Below are 14,729 nucleotides of genomic sequence, written 5' to 3'. Positions count from 1 at the left end.
TGATGCGGGGGAGCTATGCAACTGATTCAAAAAAATAAATGCTTTGAAGGTGAACAGCGGACTTATCAGCTTGAATCTGAGTGTTTAAAGGGAACCACAAAATTTTCGGTTTTTTTGCCGCCTCAAGCTCTGGACGGAGACTCATGTCCTACACTTTATTATTTAGCGGGCTTGACCTGTACTGAAGAAACCTTTGTGATCAAAGCACATGCACAGCGTCTAGCTGCGCAATTGGGCTTTATTCTCATCTCACCAGATACTTCGCCACGCGGGGATGATGTTGAGCAAGGGGATAGTTGGGATATTGGTCAAGGTGCGGGCTTTTATATCAATGCGACACAAGCGCCGTGGAAGCAACACTTTCAGATGGAAAGTTATCTGATCGAAGAGTTGTATCCGCTGGTATTAAATGAATTTCCAGTTCAAGCGGATGCGATCGGCATCATGGGCCACAGCATGGGTGGTCATGGGGCGCTCACCTTGGCATGGAAGTATCCTGAAAAGTTTAAATCAGTGTCAGCATTTTCACCGATTTGTGCACCCATTGACTGTCCATGGGGGCAGAAAGCATTCAGCCAATATTTAGGTGATGATCAAGTCCAATGGAAAGCGCATGATGCAACAGAACTCGTCCTTTCCAAAGGCCCGTTATTCTCTGAAGTTTTAATTGATCAGGGCGTGGATGATCAATTTTATAGTCAGCTCAACCCTGCAAAAATGAAACTAGCTTGCGAATCTGTGGGGCAGAAACTCACTTTGCGCGAACATGCAGGCTATGATCATGGCTATTTCTTTATTCAAAGTTTTATAGATGATCATCTGCAATTTCATGCACTTCAATTGCAAAAATAATATATAAAAGTAGATATTGATGCTTTCAATATCTACTGTTTTAGCTTTAAATATGTAGTGTAAAAAATATACATTCAGTTTTTACTTTTTTTGACGAATTACGTCATGTTTTAAGTGTCATTTCCAAATATAAATTGAGAATAATAATGCAACATCAACATTCTGATCTTCCTTCGATTCCATCCAATTTTTCTGAAATTGATCCACCCTTTTCACCGACCAATGAAAGTGAACATCGTCCCGTGTATATGGGGCGTGAATTTCGCTTTCGATTCCATGGTAATGCCATGGAGTATTTTGGTATTTGGATTGTCAATATTTTATTGACCATCGCGACCCTCAGCCTATATGCGCCTTGGGCTAAAGTAAGACGGTTACGATATTTTTATAACAACACCGAATTTTTTCACCGTTTTTTCGATTTTACAGGTGTACCCACCAAGATTTTAGTGGGTCGACTTATTGCCCTCAGTATTTGGGGAGTATTTGCCTTCGCAGGTTATATGGAAATGACCATTGCTGCGTTTGGTGGTTTGTTTATTTACTTGGCGTTACCCTGGCTAGTACGTGCAACGATTCGATTTACTTCGAGGAATAGTAAGTTTGGCAACAGTCGGTTCTATTTTGAAGGCACGAACAAAGAAGCTTATAAACAGTTCTTTTTTGCGGCATTGATTGTGATTTTCACCTTGGGTATTTTCACACCTGTTGCGATTTGGCTATACAAGCGCTACACATTGAACCATCTTTATGCAGGTCAGCTGAAGTTTAAGCTCAATGCGGATTGGCCAAGTTATATGGCTGCAATCTATATTCCGATGCTGATGTTTGTGGGCGTATTGATGGTATGTGGAGTCTTGGCATTATTTGCGATGCCAATGCAAGATTTGTTGATAGGCTCATATGTCGGATATTTGATTTTCGTCATTTATATTGGTGGATTACTTTTTGTAGGGCCACTGATGCAAGCGCGTTTATTCATTACCACATGGAATAATACAAGCCTGAGTAGCAGCCAATTTAAGACCGACTGTAATCAATGGCGCTATGCTTGGATCGTAGCCAGTAATTGGATTGTCAAAATTCTAAGCCTTGGATTAATGTCAGCTTGGGCGGCGATTCGTTTATATCGCTATCAAATTGAGAATATGAGTTTGCATTTGCAAGATGACCCTAATTTGATGATGAATATTGCACAGCAAGATCACAATGCAATTGCAGAAGAAATTAGTGATATTTTTGATCTCGATATTTCACTCTAAGCTTGGATGATGACGATGAAATCTATTCCGATTATTTATTATGATGGTGTCATTTCAAAACCTCGCCAAGCAACATTACATCCTTTCGATCAACAGTCTGTGGTGGTGAGATACCACGATGTAGTCGAAAAAAGTCACCGTTACCATGAAAATCAAATGAGTTTTATTGGCGCTATTGGACAACGGAATCCTGTGATTGAATTGGACAATGACGCACGAATTGAATTGCAAAATCGTGATGTACCCGATTGGATTCCTGTTGATCACACCAGTTTTCACTCTAAAGTATGGAAATTAGAGCGAACACCATCGTTAATTTTATTTAGTATCGTGTTTATCCTAGCACTTGGATTTTCAGTGGTTAAGTGGGGAATCCCTTCAGCGGCGAAGATGATTGCTTTTCAATTACCTGAAAATACCTTATCTCGTATTGGGGGACAGGCCGAAGAATATGTGAATGATTACACTCAACCGACGAAGTTGTCGGCTGAGCGTCAACAAAAAATCAAATCGGATTATCTTAAAATTGTCGCAGGTGATCAGCCAGCTCAACTGAAGTTTAGATTGGGTGACAGGTTAGGTGCAAATGCCTTGGCATTGCCCAATAATACGATCATTCTTACCGATGAACTGGTGGAAATGGCGCATAGTGATCAAGAAATCATTGGTGTGTTGGCACATGAACAAGCACATTTATTGAAACGCCATAGCTTGCAACAAGCGATATCCAGCCTAGGGTTTAGTATTTTATATGTCGCGATTACAGGTGATAGTTCTGATTTAGTGGCGACACTTCCTATTGCAGTTGTGGGTGCTGGCTATTCTCGTGAGTTTGAGCGTGAATCTGATCTTTATGCGCTGCATCTAATGCATGATAAAAAAATTGAAACAGGGCACTTCGCTAATTTACTACAACGCATGAGTGAAGATGCTGGTGAAGAGGCCTCTACAGATGAAAAATCTAGGCCGTTTCCATCCATTTTAGATGCACTTTCCAGCCATCCTGCGACAGCTGAGCGTGTTAAAACTGTGCGGGATTTTGAAGCAAAATATCAATCTGCTAATCCTTAAGTTTAATTTTTTTAAATGAGATATTTCTAAGTTCCATCTAGAATGTCATTTATAAAATTTAGATCATCAGCTGAATGAACAATACAACAAAATTGATATTGTTCATTCAGCTATCTTTTTTCAAGTTTAGTGACCTTAATTAAGGAAAATCTATAGAACATTTTGTATTTCAAAATACCAAGGTGAAATTCTAATTCGAATGTTGCCATTCAACGGTAAACTCTTGGTGTGCCATACGACTTAAATGATCAATCACTACTTTTTCAAGCATCTTATAATCTTCACGTTCAGTGATGATTTCGACATTTAATTTTTCTTCAAGCGCAGTGAGTTTCACCGTAGCATCAGGCATAAAGATTGAGTATACGATATGTTCATGTTGGTCTACGGTTTCACTCACCTCAAACTTGTGCTTCCAATGATTGAGTAAACGTTTTCCAATTCTAGCCGCTTCATTGGTCATAATCACGGTGGTACTTTTCATAATGTAAGTCTATATTTGAATAATTCTCATTATCATATCATTATTTCATTTATTTTATAGTTGTGTGCATAGAACGCTGTGTTGAATTTTATCCTTGAGTTTGTTAAATGCTTAAATGAATCAGCTTTATTTGAAAAACGATAGATAATCGAAATTATTCAGCTGGATTAGTTTGGTATAATTCCTTATTAACATATTCTTTGAGCCAGGTTATCCCATGTCCAAGCCATATCTTATTGCTCCTTCAATTTTATCTGCTGATTTTGCGCGTTTAGGTGAGGAGGTTGAGAATGTTTTAGCGGCTGGTGCAGATGTTGTGCATTTTGATGTGATGGATAATCACTATGTACCGAATCTCACTTTTGGTGCTGGCGTATGTAAAGCATTAAAGAAGTATGGCATTCAAGCACCGATTGATGTGCATTTAATGGTTAAGCCTGTGGATCGCATGATTGGTGACTTTTTAGAAGCAGGGGCGGACATCATTACATTCCATCCTGAAGCTTCAGATCATATAGACCGTTCATTACAATTGATTAAATCAGGTGGCGCCAAAGCGGGACTAGTTTTTAATCCTGCAACTCCATTGCACTATCTTGATTATGTTATGGATAAAGTTGACCAAGTTTTATTGATGAGCGTTAACCCTGGATTTGGCGGTCAAAAATTTATTCCAATGACTTTAGATAAACTTCGTGAAGCTCGACAGTTGATCGATGCTTCAGGTCGTGATATTCGTTTAGAAGTGGATGGCGGTGTAACCCCTACAAATATTCGTGAAATTGCTGAAGCAGGTGCTGACATGTTTGTCGCAGGTTCAGCAATTTTTGGAAAGCCCGATTATAAAGCTGTGATTGATGAAATGCGTGCTGAATTAGCGAAGGTTGGTTCAGTTAGCTTATAAGAATTGTGAGTAACTTATAATCATGCTGTGGATAAGTTTGTGGTTAACATTGTGAGTATCTATGTTGATAACCGAGTGGATATCTAGACTAATTACTAAGCGATTGATACTTAATGGTCCGTTATTTAGACAATAAATGTATAAAAAGAATCCAAATGGATTCTTTTTTGCTGTTCGGAGGCCTTTATAAATCAGCTCATCAATGTCGCAATTAAAGAGAAAATTGCTGTCTAATATTTGAGCTGATACATCTTAATTGCTTGTTGATATTTTTTAAGTTTCAGGACTTATCAGTTTCGATATAAGGTGTGTATAACTCCCTTATAAAATTAAAAAATACGCAAAGTCTCTAATCTATCAAGTCATCAGATTTATAGATCCACCGATAACGTTGCTCAATTAATCTTTAACACTGATGAGTTATGGGAAAACTGCTTTTCCATGTTAGTGACATATATTGCTTGCATAAATATACTGCCCGTATCGCTCATTAAATTAATTGTTGTTATTAAAAGGTCAATGCACGTCAATTCATTTTTCCTCATGCATTTTCTAGCGAGCTTCAGCAAGAGTTTAGTTTTTGAAATTTAGATGTTTGGTGGCTGATGTAGGTGTTGACGAAGATACTCAATTTAAAAGTAAGATTAAAAAATTACTGGATCAAAAACTCAAGACTATAAAATTTGACTCAGAACTTTTGAGTCATTCACAATCTATTCCTTTTTAAAGGATTTAGTTTTCCCTAATTGAAAAATTGTTTTTTTCTGTAATATTTCATAATACTTTCATGCAATCATAATATTAATGCGGGTTATTTATTAATCTTTAATGGCAATTTAATAAAGATTTTATTTTTTTTAATAATTCGGTTTTTCAAATTTGTAGATTTTAAGCATGAGAGTTTTATCAGATAATAAAGTTCATTTCTCATTTTGGATATTTTTTTTAATTATTCAGTCGTCACTTTGGTTTAATTTCTATCGGCAAAACATCAATTTATCTAGTGATGGTGTGATCACGCTAAGTATCTTTTTTACTGCAATTTGGTTGTGGGTATTTTCTAAAATTGATGATACTTATATTGCACTGATTGCCGTTATTTCGCTTGTTTTCGCTGGTGTACTTGATGAGACAATCATTTATCAATCCTTAGGTCAGGATTTAATTTGGTTACTTATCGCCGCCTTTATTTTGACTGCGGGTTTAACTCAGTCGGGACTTACGTCTAAATTTGCAAGCCAAATTGTTCAATTTGCGCATACGCCTCGGCAACTTTTTTATTATTCTAGTGCTTTACTTATTCTTTCAGCATTTGTGATCCCCGCAACTTCTGGACGTGCGGCATTTTCATTGCCTATATTTTTAGGGCTTGCTCTGGTGTTAAAAAGCTCTCCCAGACTAGTGATTGGATTAGGACTGTTATTCCCTTCAGTCATTTTACTGTCTGCTGTAGGGTCTTATCTTGGAGCAGGGGCTCACCTGATTACCAATCAAATTTTGGAACAAGCCAATCACTCTACTTTTTCTTTTGTACAGTGGTTTTTATATGGGTTTCCATTTGCGATTGTTTCAAGTCTACTATGTACTGAGCTGATTTTAAGAGTATTTACGACCCATAAAGATCGCAATATAAAAATCAAGATTGTCCCTCAAGCTATCCCTGAATTATCACAAAATTTGCCCCACACTCAAAAAACTCAACAAAGAAATTGTTTATTAATCTTTGGTTTCGTACTTATTTTATGGTTTACCGAGACATGGCATGGAATTTCAACGGCATTGGTTGCACTATTAGGCGCTTTACTCATGACAATGCCTCATGTCGGTGCTGTAAAATTTTCAGTGGCAATAAAGACTGTTCCATGGTCTCTGCTGTTATTTATGGCGGCCACTTTGGGTATGGGAGTCGCATTAATACAGACCCAAGCGATTGAGTGGGTATCTAGTCATATATTTAATCATCTAGATAAAACTAGTGAGCTTTTAAGTGTTACTTTTATTGTTATTATTATTTTAATTTCACTGCTCTCTCATTTATTTATTCAATCTCGTTCAGCAAGGTCTGCTGTATTGATCCCCATTGTGATTGCATCTGCATCTGAATTTGGGGTCTCACCTTCCACAACAGCCTTTATATCAACTGCAGCAGCAGGTTTTTGTCACACATTACCGTCTTCTGCTAAACCACTTGCAATGTTTAATAAAGTAGACGGAATCACCATATTTTCTCCACATGATCTTTTTAAGCTTAGCTTGTATTTAGCACCTTTGTTGTTTGTTGCGCTATGCGTATTTAGCTTTTTTATTTGGCCCTTAATGGGCATGGAAGTATTAGAAGATTAGAAATGGAGTATGAGAAATGAAAACACATTTACCGCAAAGAATTTTAATTTTACCGAGTGGTTTTAAAGAGTCTATAGGCGCAATTCAAGTCGCTCAATGTATTCGAAATGGTGTAAAAAGAGTGCTTCCATATTGTCAGATTCAAGCAACGCCAATACCTGATGGTGGTGAGGATACTGCCTTGATTTTGTCGAGCGTCACAGGTGGATACTTAGTCAATAAAAAGGTGACCGGGCCTATCGGTCATAAAATTAATGCTCACTTTGCGATGTTAGGGGGTGAGTACTCTTCCAAAGCAGTGGTTGAAATTGCGACAGCAGCAGGGTTAAAGCTTGTTCCTTCAAATGCTAGAAATCCGATGAAAACAACCAGCTATGGCGTAGGTGAGTTAATTATTGGTGCAATCAAACGTGGTGCTAAAGAGATTATCGTGGGCTGTGGTGATTCAGGTATTTGTGATGGGGGAATAGGGGCATTACAGGCACTGGGAGCACAGGTTCTCGATAAAAATGGACATCAAGTTCCTTTCGGTGGAGCTTCATTAAAGCAGATTGACCAAATTGATTTTTCTAACCTACATCCTTCAATTTTAAATAAACAAGTCAAAATCACATTAGCTTTAAATATGTTTAATGTCCTCACAGGACAACAGGGCGTTGCTAAGGTGTTTGGTCCTCAAAAAGGTGCAAGCCCTGAACAGGTCGAAGAGTTATCTTTAGGGCTAGAACATTGGGCAAAACTTTTGACGAAGTTTAGTCTCCATGATGATAAAGCTTTTGATTTTGCTTGTGGTCGTGGTACAGGGGCTTCAGGTGGATTAGGTGCCGCAATGGCAGCGATTGGTGCCAATTTAGAGTCACGTTTCGACATTTTTATGGATACCAACCTCCTTGGATTTGATCTGAATTTAGCGTTACAGCATTGCGATTTGGTGATTACTGCCGAGGGAGCGATTGATTATCAAACCCCAAGAGGAAAAATTCCTGCCGAAGTGGCTAGACGTGCGTCTCAATATGATGTTCCTGTCATCGCTTTGGCGGGAACTTTAGGGGTTGGTGCTGAGCAAGTCTATGATATTGGTATCGAAGCAATGGGTTCAATCGTTCCAGTTCCGATGTCTTTATCTGAGGCGTTATCATCAGGTGAAAGTCTATTGACGGATGCGACAGAAAGAATCATGCGTGCCTTGGTACTCGGAGCGAATATTGCCCGTCATAAAATCGCATAAATTTAAGTACATCTTTTAGACTAATTATAAAAATGCATGAGCCTTATTTAACCCATCAAGGTTGAATATACTTGATTAAGTGAGTAAGGCTTTTAGGTGTAATTTCAGCTGTTTCACTATTTCAAAAAATGATTTCAATTAGGTTGTGTTTTGATACAAAGTCGATTGCGTTATTTCTTATTTTTCTTCATGAAGAGGATTCAGTTGGAAAGACTCATTTTTCCAATTTTATTTTTATGTTTATTCGGACTTAACCAATCCGTTTTAGCGGCTACATCACTGTCTAAACATCAGCATACTCATTCCATTGAAGATGAAAACCTTGATATGAAAGGCATCACGCTAGGTTCTGAGAATGAACCAATGGCGTTTTTAGTGAAAAGCAAAAGTATCTGGCTGGTTGATAAAAATGGCCAAGGTACTTGGGAATCCGAAGTCGAAACCAGAGTAACAAAAGATCAACTTGGATTTGAGTTAAATTTTGAGTTAGAAAAAGAAGAATCTAAACAGGTTGAATATCAGTTAGAAGCTTTGGCAAGTGTTAAGGTGTCTCAGGATGTTTACGTCAAAATGGGTACAGTACATGAGTTTGATGGCAATCGCGAGATTCAAAACGAAACAACCAGTGCAACGATTGGCTTAGAGCTAACTTCGAAATCGAAAATTAAATTTGAACAATATCTATATTCAAATTTTGATGATTACAGTATGGTCAGTTTGGATCTTCAACGAAATTTTAAAGTAAGCAATCAGGTGACTTTAAAACCCTATGTAGAGGCTGATTTTATTTTAAAAGACACCTCCGACTATGCGGAACAAACAGGGTTGAATCAATTGCAGATCGGGGTGGAAGGGCGTTATGCGCTGACGCGTCATATTGTCCCATTTTTTGATATTGCTTATGGATACAGTAAAGGCAAAGCAAAAACCTTAAACCAAAATCAAGAAAATTCGAGCAAAGACTGGTCATCTGATATAGGGATTGAAATCAAATTTTAAAATGATTTGAACAAGTATGACTAGGATGTTTTAAAGCATAGGTTTGGTCAAAAAATGTAATGCCATTAGAAATTGACATTTTGATTTGATATGATGCAATTCATACAGAGGGGGAACGACCTCCCTTGAAAATATAAAATTCTGTTTTAAACACAGATTTAATTTTCAAGAAAAAACGTCAGGACGACCTGACTTCATTTAAATAAGATAAGTGGAGAAGTCATCATGGCTTGGGTTGTTCTCATTTTTGCAGGTCTTTTTGAAATTGTATGGGCATATTCGATGAAACTATCAGAAGGTTTCACGAAACTGACGCCCAGTTTCATCACCATATTCTTCATGATTTTAAGTTTCGGTTTATTGGCTTATGCCATGAAAACTTTACCGCTGGGTACAGCCTATACGATTTGGACAGGTATTGGTGCGATAGGCTCTTTCCTTGTGGGAATTTTCATATTAGGTGAGCCTGCAACGGCTATACGTATGCTTGCTGCAATTCTAATTATTTCTGGCTTAGTGTTGATGAAAATTTCATCGTCATAAATCAATTTTTGTAATGAATGTTCAGGCTTCTACTCAGAGGGGCCTGAACTTTTTGTTTTGGGGAGAAGAATCTTGGCTTGGGTGTTATTGATCATTGCGGGTTTATTTGAAGTGGTTTGGGCTTATTTTATGAAAGTCTCAAATGGCTTCACTCAACTCGTGCCAAGCATTTTAACCATTGTCTTTATGATCGTGAGTTTTGGCTTGTTGTCCTATGCCATGAAAACTCTGCCGTTGGGAACAGCCTATACTGTTTGGACAGGCATAGGCGCTATAGGTTCATTTGCAGTAGGTATTTTTATCTTAGGTGAACCTGCGAGTGCAATGCGCATGCTGGCTGCAGTACTTATTATTTCAGGTTTAGTGCTCATGAAATTATCATCATAAAGTTTAGATATATTTTCTGATCTAGGAATTGTCATGCAACTGTATTTTAAAGAAATAAAGACACCTGTGGGCAGGCTAAAATTGGTCGCTCATGATCAGGCATTGGTTGCTATTCTTTGGGAAAATGAAAATCCGAATCGTGTACGTATGGCAACATTGGTAGAAGATGAAAATCATCCAGTACTTTTAAATACAGAAAAACAACTTACAGAATATTTTAACCATCAACGTAAAGTTTTTGATTTAGCCTTGGATTTTCAAGGGACAGATTTTCAAAAGAAAGTTTGGCAAGCTTTGTTGACGATTCCTTTTGGTGAAACGCGTAGCTATAAACAGATTGCGGAACAGATTGGAAATGTAAAAGCAGTTCGAGCTGTGGGAGCAGCCAATGGTAAAAATCCGATTTCGATTATTGCACCCTGTCACCGTGTAGTTGGGGCGAAAGGTGAGTTGGTTGGATTTGCAGGTGGTTTGGAGAATAAAGCGATTTTATTGAAGATCGAAAATCAATTATTTGAATAGTATGTTATTGTTTATAAAAATATTATTTGAATAATTATATGCTTGATTACTCTGCGATGCTCTCTCCACTGTTTTCACAATTGTGGTGGATGATTCCGTTATTTTTAATTGTTGGAGCAATTAAGGCATTTAAACCCATCTTGAAAGGAAAGTTTGGTGAGTTTGCGGTGAAAACGCAGGTCAAACTCTATTTAAAAGAACATTATACTTTACTCAATGATTGTACTTTACCTGACGGGCGCGGGGGCACGACTCAGATTGATCATATTCTGTTGAGTCCTTTTGGTATCTTTATTATTGAAACGAAAAATTATAAAGGCTGGATTTTTGGAACTGAACGTCAAAAAACATGGACGCAAAAAATCTATAAAAATTCTTATAAATTTCAAAATCCATTGCATCAAAACTATAAACACCAAAAGGTTTTAGAGCAGATACTGGGTGATCTTGTTGAGCCTGAATATTTGCATTCACTGGTCGTATTTATGCCCGATTGTGAATTTAAAACTGAGATGCCCAAAAATGTCTTTAAAGGTGGTAAATGGACATATTATGTTGAAACATTCAAAGAACCTGTCATTTCACAGATTAAACTCAAAAGAATTCAACGCAGGATCGAAAAAGAGGTTCTGGAAAAATCTTGGAAAACCAATCGTGATCATGTGGCATATCTAAATGAAAAAAATTGAAAGCTTACTAAGTAAGCTTTCAAAAGCTAAAATTTAAAATCGTTTAGGAATTCGTTGACCACCTTCCACAGGAATTTCAGCTTTCTTTAATACACCAAATAACCAAGTTTCAGCATGATGAACCGCAGTTTTTAAGGCATCGCCTTGCGCTAAACGCCCTGCAATAAAACTCGCCAAAGAGCAACCCGAACCATGATATTCACCTTCTAAACGCGGGCACTTGGTTTCTGAGATGAGTTCAGCATTTTCATACAAAGCATTACGGATATATTCAGGGGTATCTTCATGACCACCTTTGACCAGTACGGCTTTAGCACCCATCTCAAATAACTTTTGTGTTGCAAGCTCTATGTCTTGTTCGCCTGTTAATGCACGAAGTTCAACTGTATTTGGCGTCACTAAGTCTGCAAGCGGAATTAACTCCACAAAAGCTTTAACCAAAGTTGCTTGATTGCCTAATGAGCCACCGCTGTTTGCCACCAATACAGGATCAAGGACATATAAGTAATCTGGATGCTGTCTCAAAAACTCAGCAAGCGCTGCAATATTATCGGTAGTACCGAGCATGCCAGATTTCACACATTTAATCGGTAAATCGCCCACAACAGCGTTGGCTTGGGCTAATAGTAATTCTTTTGATGTCGCTTCAAATCCAAAAACTTGTTGGGAGTTTTGCACCGTGAGTGCAGTGCAAGCAATTGCCGCGTGTGCACCACTTTGACCGATGGCTTCAATGTCTGCTTGAAGTCCAGCGCCACCCGATGGATCAAGTCCTGAAAAGCATAATACTGTTGGGCGCACACCAAAGTCCTTAAATCATAAAATTTGCGTTAGTATAGGCAAAATTGAGCGAAGTCTCGATAGCTATATGCTGTAAATGTTTTGTATTCGATGGGTAGATAGGACAGGCTGTGATTAAGAATTTATTAATTGATTTAGATGGAACGCTCACCGATCCAAAAGTAGGAATCACGACCTCAGCACGTTATGGTTTAAATAAAGTCGGTTATCCGATTCCTGACACTGAAAATATTGATTGGATTATTGGTCCACCGCTGAAAGCCTCTTTAGCGAAAATCCTCAATGTCGATACAAATGATGTTCTAGCAGAACAGGCGCTTCTTGGATATCGTGAGCGTTTTGCTGTCACAGGCTTATTTGAAAATCATGTGTTTGAAGATGTTGCAGCGACTCTGGCAGAGTTAAAAAAACGAGGCTATAAACTGTTTTTAGCAACCGCTAAACCTGAAGTGTATGCAAAACAAATTTTAGAACATTTTAATTTGATTCAATATTTCGATTATCCTTATGGGAGCGAGTTGAATGGTGATCGCACCAATAAAGGTGATTTGATTGCTTATATCTTGGAAAAAGAACAGTTAAAACCTGAAGAGTGTTTAATGGTCGGCGATCGTGAGCATGATGTTTTAGGTGCAAGACGAAATGGCATTGAAACCATTGCTGTTGAATATGGTTATGGTTCTGATGAAGAATTCACAGCATGTCAGCCTAAAGCAAGGATTGCACAATTTTCAGACTTATTGGATGTGATTGCTTAAGTTTTTTAAGCTGAATGATCAAACCATAAAAATGCCCAAATCTAAGGGCATTTTTTAATGGACCTCTATTGATAAATCTTAGAGTGACAATGTTCGTCTGATTTCGTGCACGATGTTTTCTACAGATGCCAAATGATGTGGAATGGTCATACTTTTAAAGCCATCGCCACGGAAAGTACGATCTATTTCAAGTAAGACATGGGTTTGATGTGCTTCAGCAACAAAGGACACTTCAACTTCGTTCATGCCACTGAACATTGCATTCGGTTTAAATTCAAATTCTTGATAACACCCAATCGTAGAATGAAAACCATTGCCACGGAGTTGTCCTTTTTCTACATCTACAGTGGCTAAGTTGAAACCGCATTGTTGCATGGCAATCATAAAGTTTTGCATACAAGGGGTAGGTTGGATGCTGAGAAAATCTTTATCCGTTGCATCTATACCCCAATCAATATCTAAATGCGTATGTAACCAAACACGTGTGCTGTTTCTACGACATTGAACTTCGGTCACAGGTGTTTCAAAAGGAAGTTGTAGGTGAATAGGCAGTTGATGCACTTGATTGGCTTTGAGTTGAAAAGCACCACTGACATGCCACTGAGCAATACACAGCGATTGATTGAATTCACTGTCTCCAGATTCCACCTCAGCGCTGATCATGAGTTTTAGATAAATACCATTAATGGATTTATCGCTGTTGGCACCTTTAAAATGAATTTCACCTGAAAGATTCTGACCTGCTTGTAATTGTTGAGTGTGGAGAATGGTATCGACTTGTACGCCTTGGATACCGATACTTGAGAGTAATTTATTCAGCATGAGTCAGGGATCTCTTAATTTCAACATTTAAAATTTTGCGCTATTCAAAAGGGCTTTGTTGCACAAAGGTTTGAAAGGCAGAGCTACCCTAATTGAGTTAAATTTAAGAGACAACTTGGGTATGAGGGCGACCTAATTCTGTGAATTTATTCAAGACCGCTATGCGTGCATGAATCTCATTCACCTGACTAGGGAAACTTCTTGATGTTAATTTATCGCCTAATAATTTGATGCAATGCATCTTGGTTTCCACCAAACTTCGACAATGATAACCAGACCACTTTTTCCAAAGCGATCTTCCTAGCCGTTTGACTGTTTTCAATAACTCATTGCGTTCTATAGACCTCGCTTGTTGATCTTTCCAAGGTTTTGCATTCTTTCTCGGTGGAATGACCGCATATGCATCTCGATCTAAAATGAGTTGTCGGCAGTGCTTTGTGTCATAAGCACCATCTGTATAAACAGAATCAATTTGTTCATCCAAGGGAATTTGAGCAAGTAAATCTTCAAATACTTGAGAATCACTGACATCATTTGTGGTGAGTTGTACTGCACGTATTTGCAGGGTTTTAGCATCTATAGCAATGTGAAGCTTACGCCATTGGCGACGATATTCAGACCCATGTTTCTTGCATTTCCATTCACCTTCACCAAGAAACTTCAAGCCAGTAGAATCTACAAGTAGATGCAGCCCATTACTACTTTTTTGATAGCTAATCGCAATATCAATATGCTTCTGTCTACGACAAAGGGTGGAATAATCCGGAGCTGTCCAATCTAATCCACAAAGCTTAATCAGGCTTTGAACAAAACCTGTAACCATGCGTAAAGAGAGTCGAAATAGAGATTTGATCATTAAGCAGCATTGAATCGCTGTATCGGAATAGGTTTGATTTCGACCTTGCTTGCCTTGTGATTGTGCATACCACTGAGTCTTTGGATCAAACCAAATGGAAATATTGCCTCGATTAATTAAGGCTCGATTATAGGATGACCAATTGGTTGTATGGTAGATTTTAGCTGCAGGTTTATTCATTTTGAAATTATATTGCTGAATAAGCCTT

The 14,729-nt window shown here is 38.1% G+C and carries 16 protein-coding genes; 12 read left to right on the top strand and 4 right to left on the bottom strand.

Annotated features, from left to right (window positions below):
* The first annotated feature begins 15 nt into the window (after positions 1-15).
* The 3 genes from fghA (at position 16) to AC5YCE_RS11500 (ending at position 3,185) form a co-directional block, all read left to right on the top strand.
* Entirely contained in the window at positions 16-852 is an 837-nt protein-coding gene (gene fghA / locus AC5YCE_RS11510) for an S-formylglutathione hydrolase (protein WP_496172140.1), read from the top strand.
* Between the two features lie 248 nt (positions 853-1,100).
* Positions 1,101-2,114 carry a YjgN family protein gene (locus tag AC5YCE_RS11505; RefSeq protein ID WP_496126576.1) on the top strand — a complete coding sequence of 338 codons (1,014 nt, stop codon included), beginning with the start codon at positions 1,101-1,103 and terminating at the stop codon, positions 2,112-2,114.
* A gap of 9 nt (positions 2,115-2,123) precedes the next feature.
* The gene (locus AC5YCE_RS11500) at positions 2,124-3,185 is read left to right on the top strand and encodes a M48 family metallopeptidase (protein WP_496172139.1); all 1,062 of its coding nucleotides are present in this window, start codon (positions 2,124-2,126) and stop codon (positions 3,183-3,185) included.
* A gap of 190 nt (positions 3,186-3,375) precedes the next feature.
* Here the strand turns inward: AC5YCE_RS11500 and AC5YCE_RS11495 are convergent, their stop codons facing one another.
* Positions 3,376-3,669 carry a DUF2218 domain-containing protein gene (locus AC5YCE_RS11495; RefSeq protein ID WP_496172138.1) on the bottom strand — a complete coding sequence of 98 codons (294 nt, stop codon included), beginning with the start codon at positions 3,667-3,669 and terminating at the stop codon, positions 3,376-3,378.
* Between the two features lie 217 nt (positions 3,670-3,886).
* Between AC5YCE_RS11495 and rpe the strand changes: the two genes are divergently transcribed.
* The 8 genes from rpe (at position 3,887) to AC5YCE_RS11455 (ending at position 11,284) form a co-directional block, all read left to right on the top strand.
* Positions 3,887-4,573, top strand: coding sequence for a ribulose-phosphate 3-epimerase (rpe, locus tag AC5YCE_RS11490; RefSeq protein ID WP_496172137.1), 687 nt, complete (start codon positions 3,887-3,889; stop codon positions 4,571-4,573).
* An 894-nt stretch (positions 4,574-5,467) separates the two neighbouring features.
* Positions 5,468-6,916: an SLC13 family permease gene (locus AC5YCE_RS11485; RefSeq protein WP_496172136.1), complete on the top strand. Its 1,449-nt coding sequence runs from the start codon at positions 5,468-5,470 to the stop codon at positions 6,914-6,916.
* Positions 6,917-6,932: 16 nt separating this feature from the next.
* Positions 6,933-8,144 carry a glycerate kinase family protein gene (locus AC5YCE_RS11480; RefSeq protein WP_496172135.1) on the top strand — a complete coding sequence of 404 codons (1,212 nt, stop codon included), beginning with the start codon at positions 6,933-6,935 and terminating at the stop codon, positions 8,142-8,144.
* A 204-nt stretch (positions 8,145-8,348) separates the two neighbouring features.
* A complete protein-coding gene (locus tag AC5YCE_RS11475; RefSeq protein ID WP_496172134.1) occupies positions 8,349-9,143 on the top strand; it encodes a copper resistance protein B in 795 nt (264 codons plus the stop codon).
* 225 nt (positions 9,144-9,368) lie between these two features.
* Entirely contained in the window at positions 9,369-9,686 is a 318-nt protein-coding gene (locus AC5YCE_RS11470; protein ID WP_496172133.1) for a DMT family transporter, read from the top strand.
* 72 nt (positions 9,687-9,758) lie between these two features.
* Entirely contained in the window at positions 9,759-10,073 is a 315-nt protein-coding gene (gene sugE, locus AC5YCE_RS11465; RefSeq protein ID WP_496126558.1) for a quaternary ammonium compound efflux SMR transporter SugE, read from the top strand.
* Positions 10,074-10,106: 33 nt separating this feature from the next.
* Positions 10,107-10,595, top strand: coding sequence for a methylated-DNA--[protein]-cysteine S-methyltransferase (locus tag AC5YCE_RS11460; RefSeq protein WP_496172132.1), 489 nt, complete (start codon positions 10,107-10,109; stop codon positions 10,593-10,595).
* A 38-nt stretch (positions 10,596-10,633) separates the two neighbouring features.
* Positions 10,634-11,284, top strand: coding sequence for a nuclease-related domain-containing protein (locus AC5YCE_RS11455; RefSeq protein WP_496172131.1), 651 nt, complete (start codon positions 10,634-10,636; stop codon positions 11,282-11,284).
* A gap of 33 nt (positions 11,285-11,317) precedes the next feature.
* On the opposite strand, the gene AC5YCE_RS11450 is transcribed toward AC5YCE_RS11455, so the two are convergent.
* Positions 11,318-12,085, bottom strand: coding sequence for a hydroxymethylpyrimidine/phosphomethylpyrimidine kinase (locus tag AC5YCE_RS11450; RefSeq protein WP_496172130.1), 768 nt, complete (start codon positions 12,083-12,085; stop codon positions 11,318-11,320).
* 110 nt (positions 12,086-12,195) lie between these two features.
* Between AC5YCE_RS11450 and AC5YCE_RS11445 the strand changes: the two genes are divergently transcribed.
* A complete protein-coding gene (locus AC5YCE_RS11445) occupies positions 12,196-12,843 on the top strand; it encodes an HAD-IA family hydrolase (protein WP_496172129.1) in 648 nt (215 codons plus the stop codon).
* A gap of 78 nt (positions 12,844-12,921) precedes the next feature.
* Here AC5YCE_RS11445 and AC5YCE_RS11440 read toward each other — a convergent pair whose 3' ends face one another.
* Together AC5YCE_RS11440 and AC5YCE_RS11435 are read right to left on the bottom strand one after the other, a co-directional pair.
* Complete coding sequence (locus tag AC5YCE_RS11440; protein ID WP_496172128.1) at positions 12,922-13,665, bottom strand: sporulation protein; 744 nt, start codon at positions 13,663-13,665, stop codon at positions 12,922-12,924.
* Positions 13,666-13,768: 103 nt separating this feature from the next.
* Positions 13,769-14,701 (bottom strand): IS5 family transposase, encoded by a 933-nt coding sequence (locus AC5YCE_RS11435; protein WP_496171020.1) that lies wholly within the window; start codon positions 14,699-14,701, stop codon positions 13,769-13,771.
* Positions 14,702-14,729: the final 28 nt, after the last annotated feature.

It is taken from the genome of Acinetobacter sp. CY79 (assembly GCF_059515845.1).
This window is presented reverse-complemented; position numbering and strand designations above follow the sequence as displayed.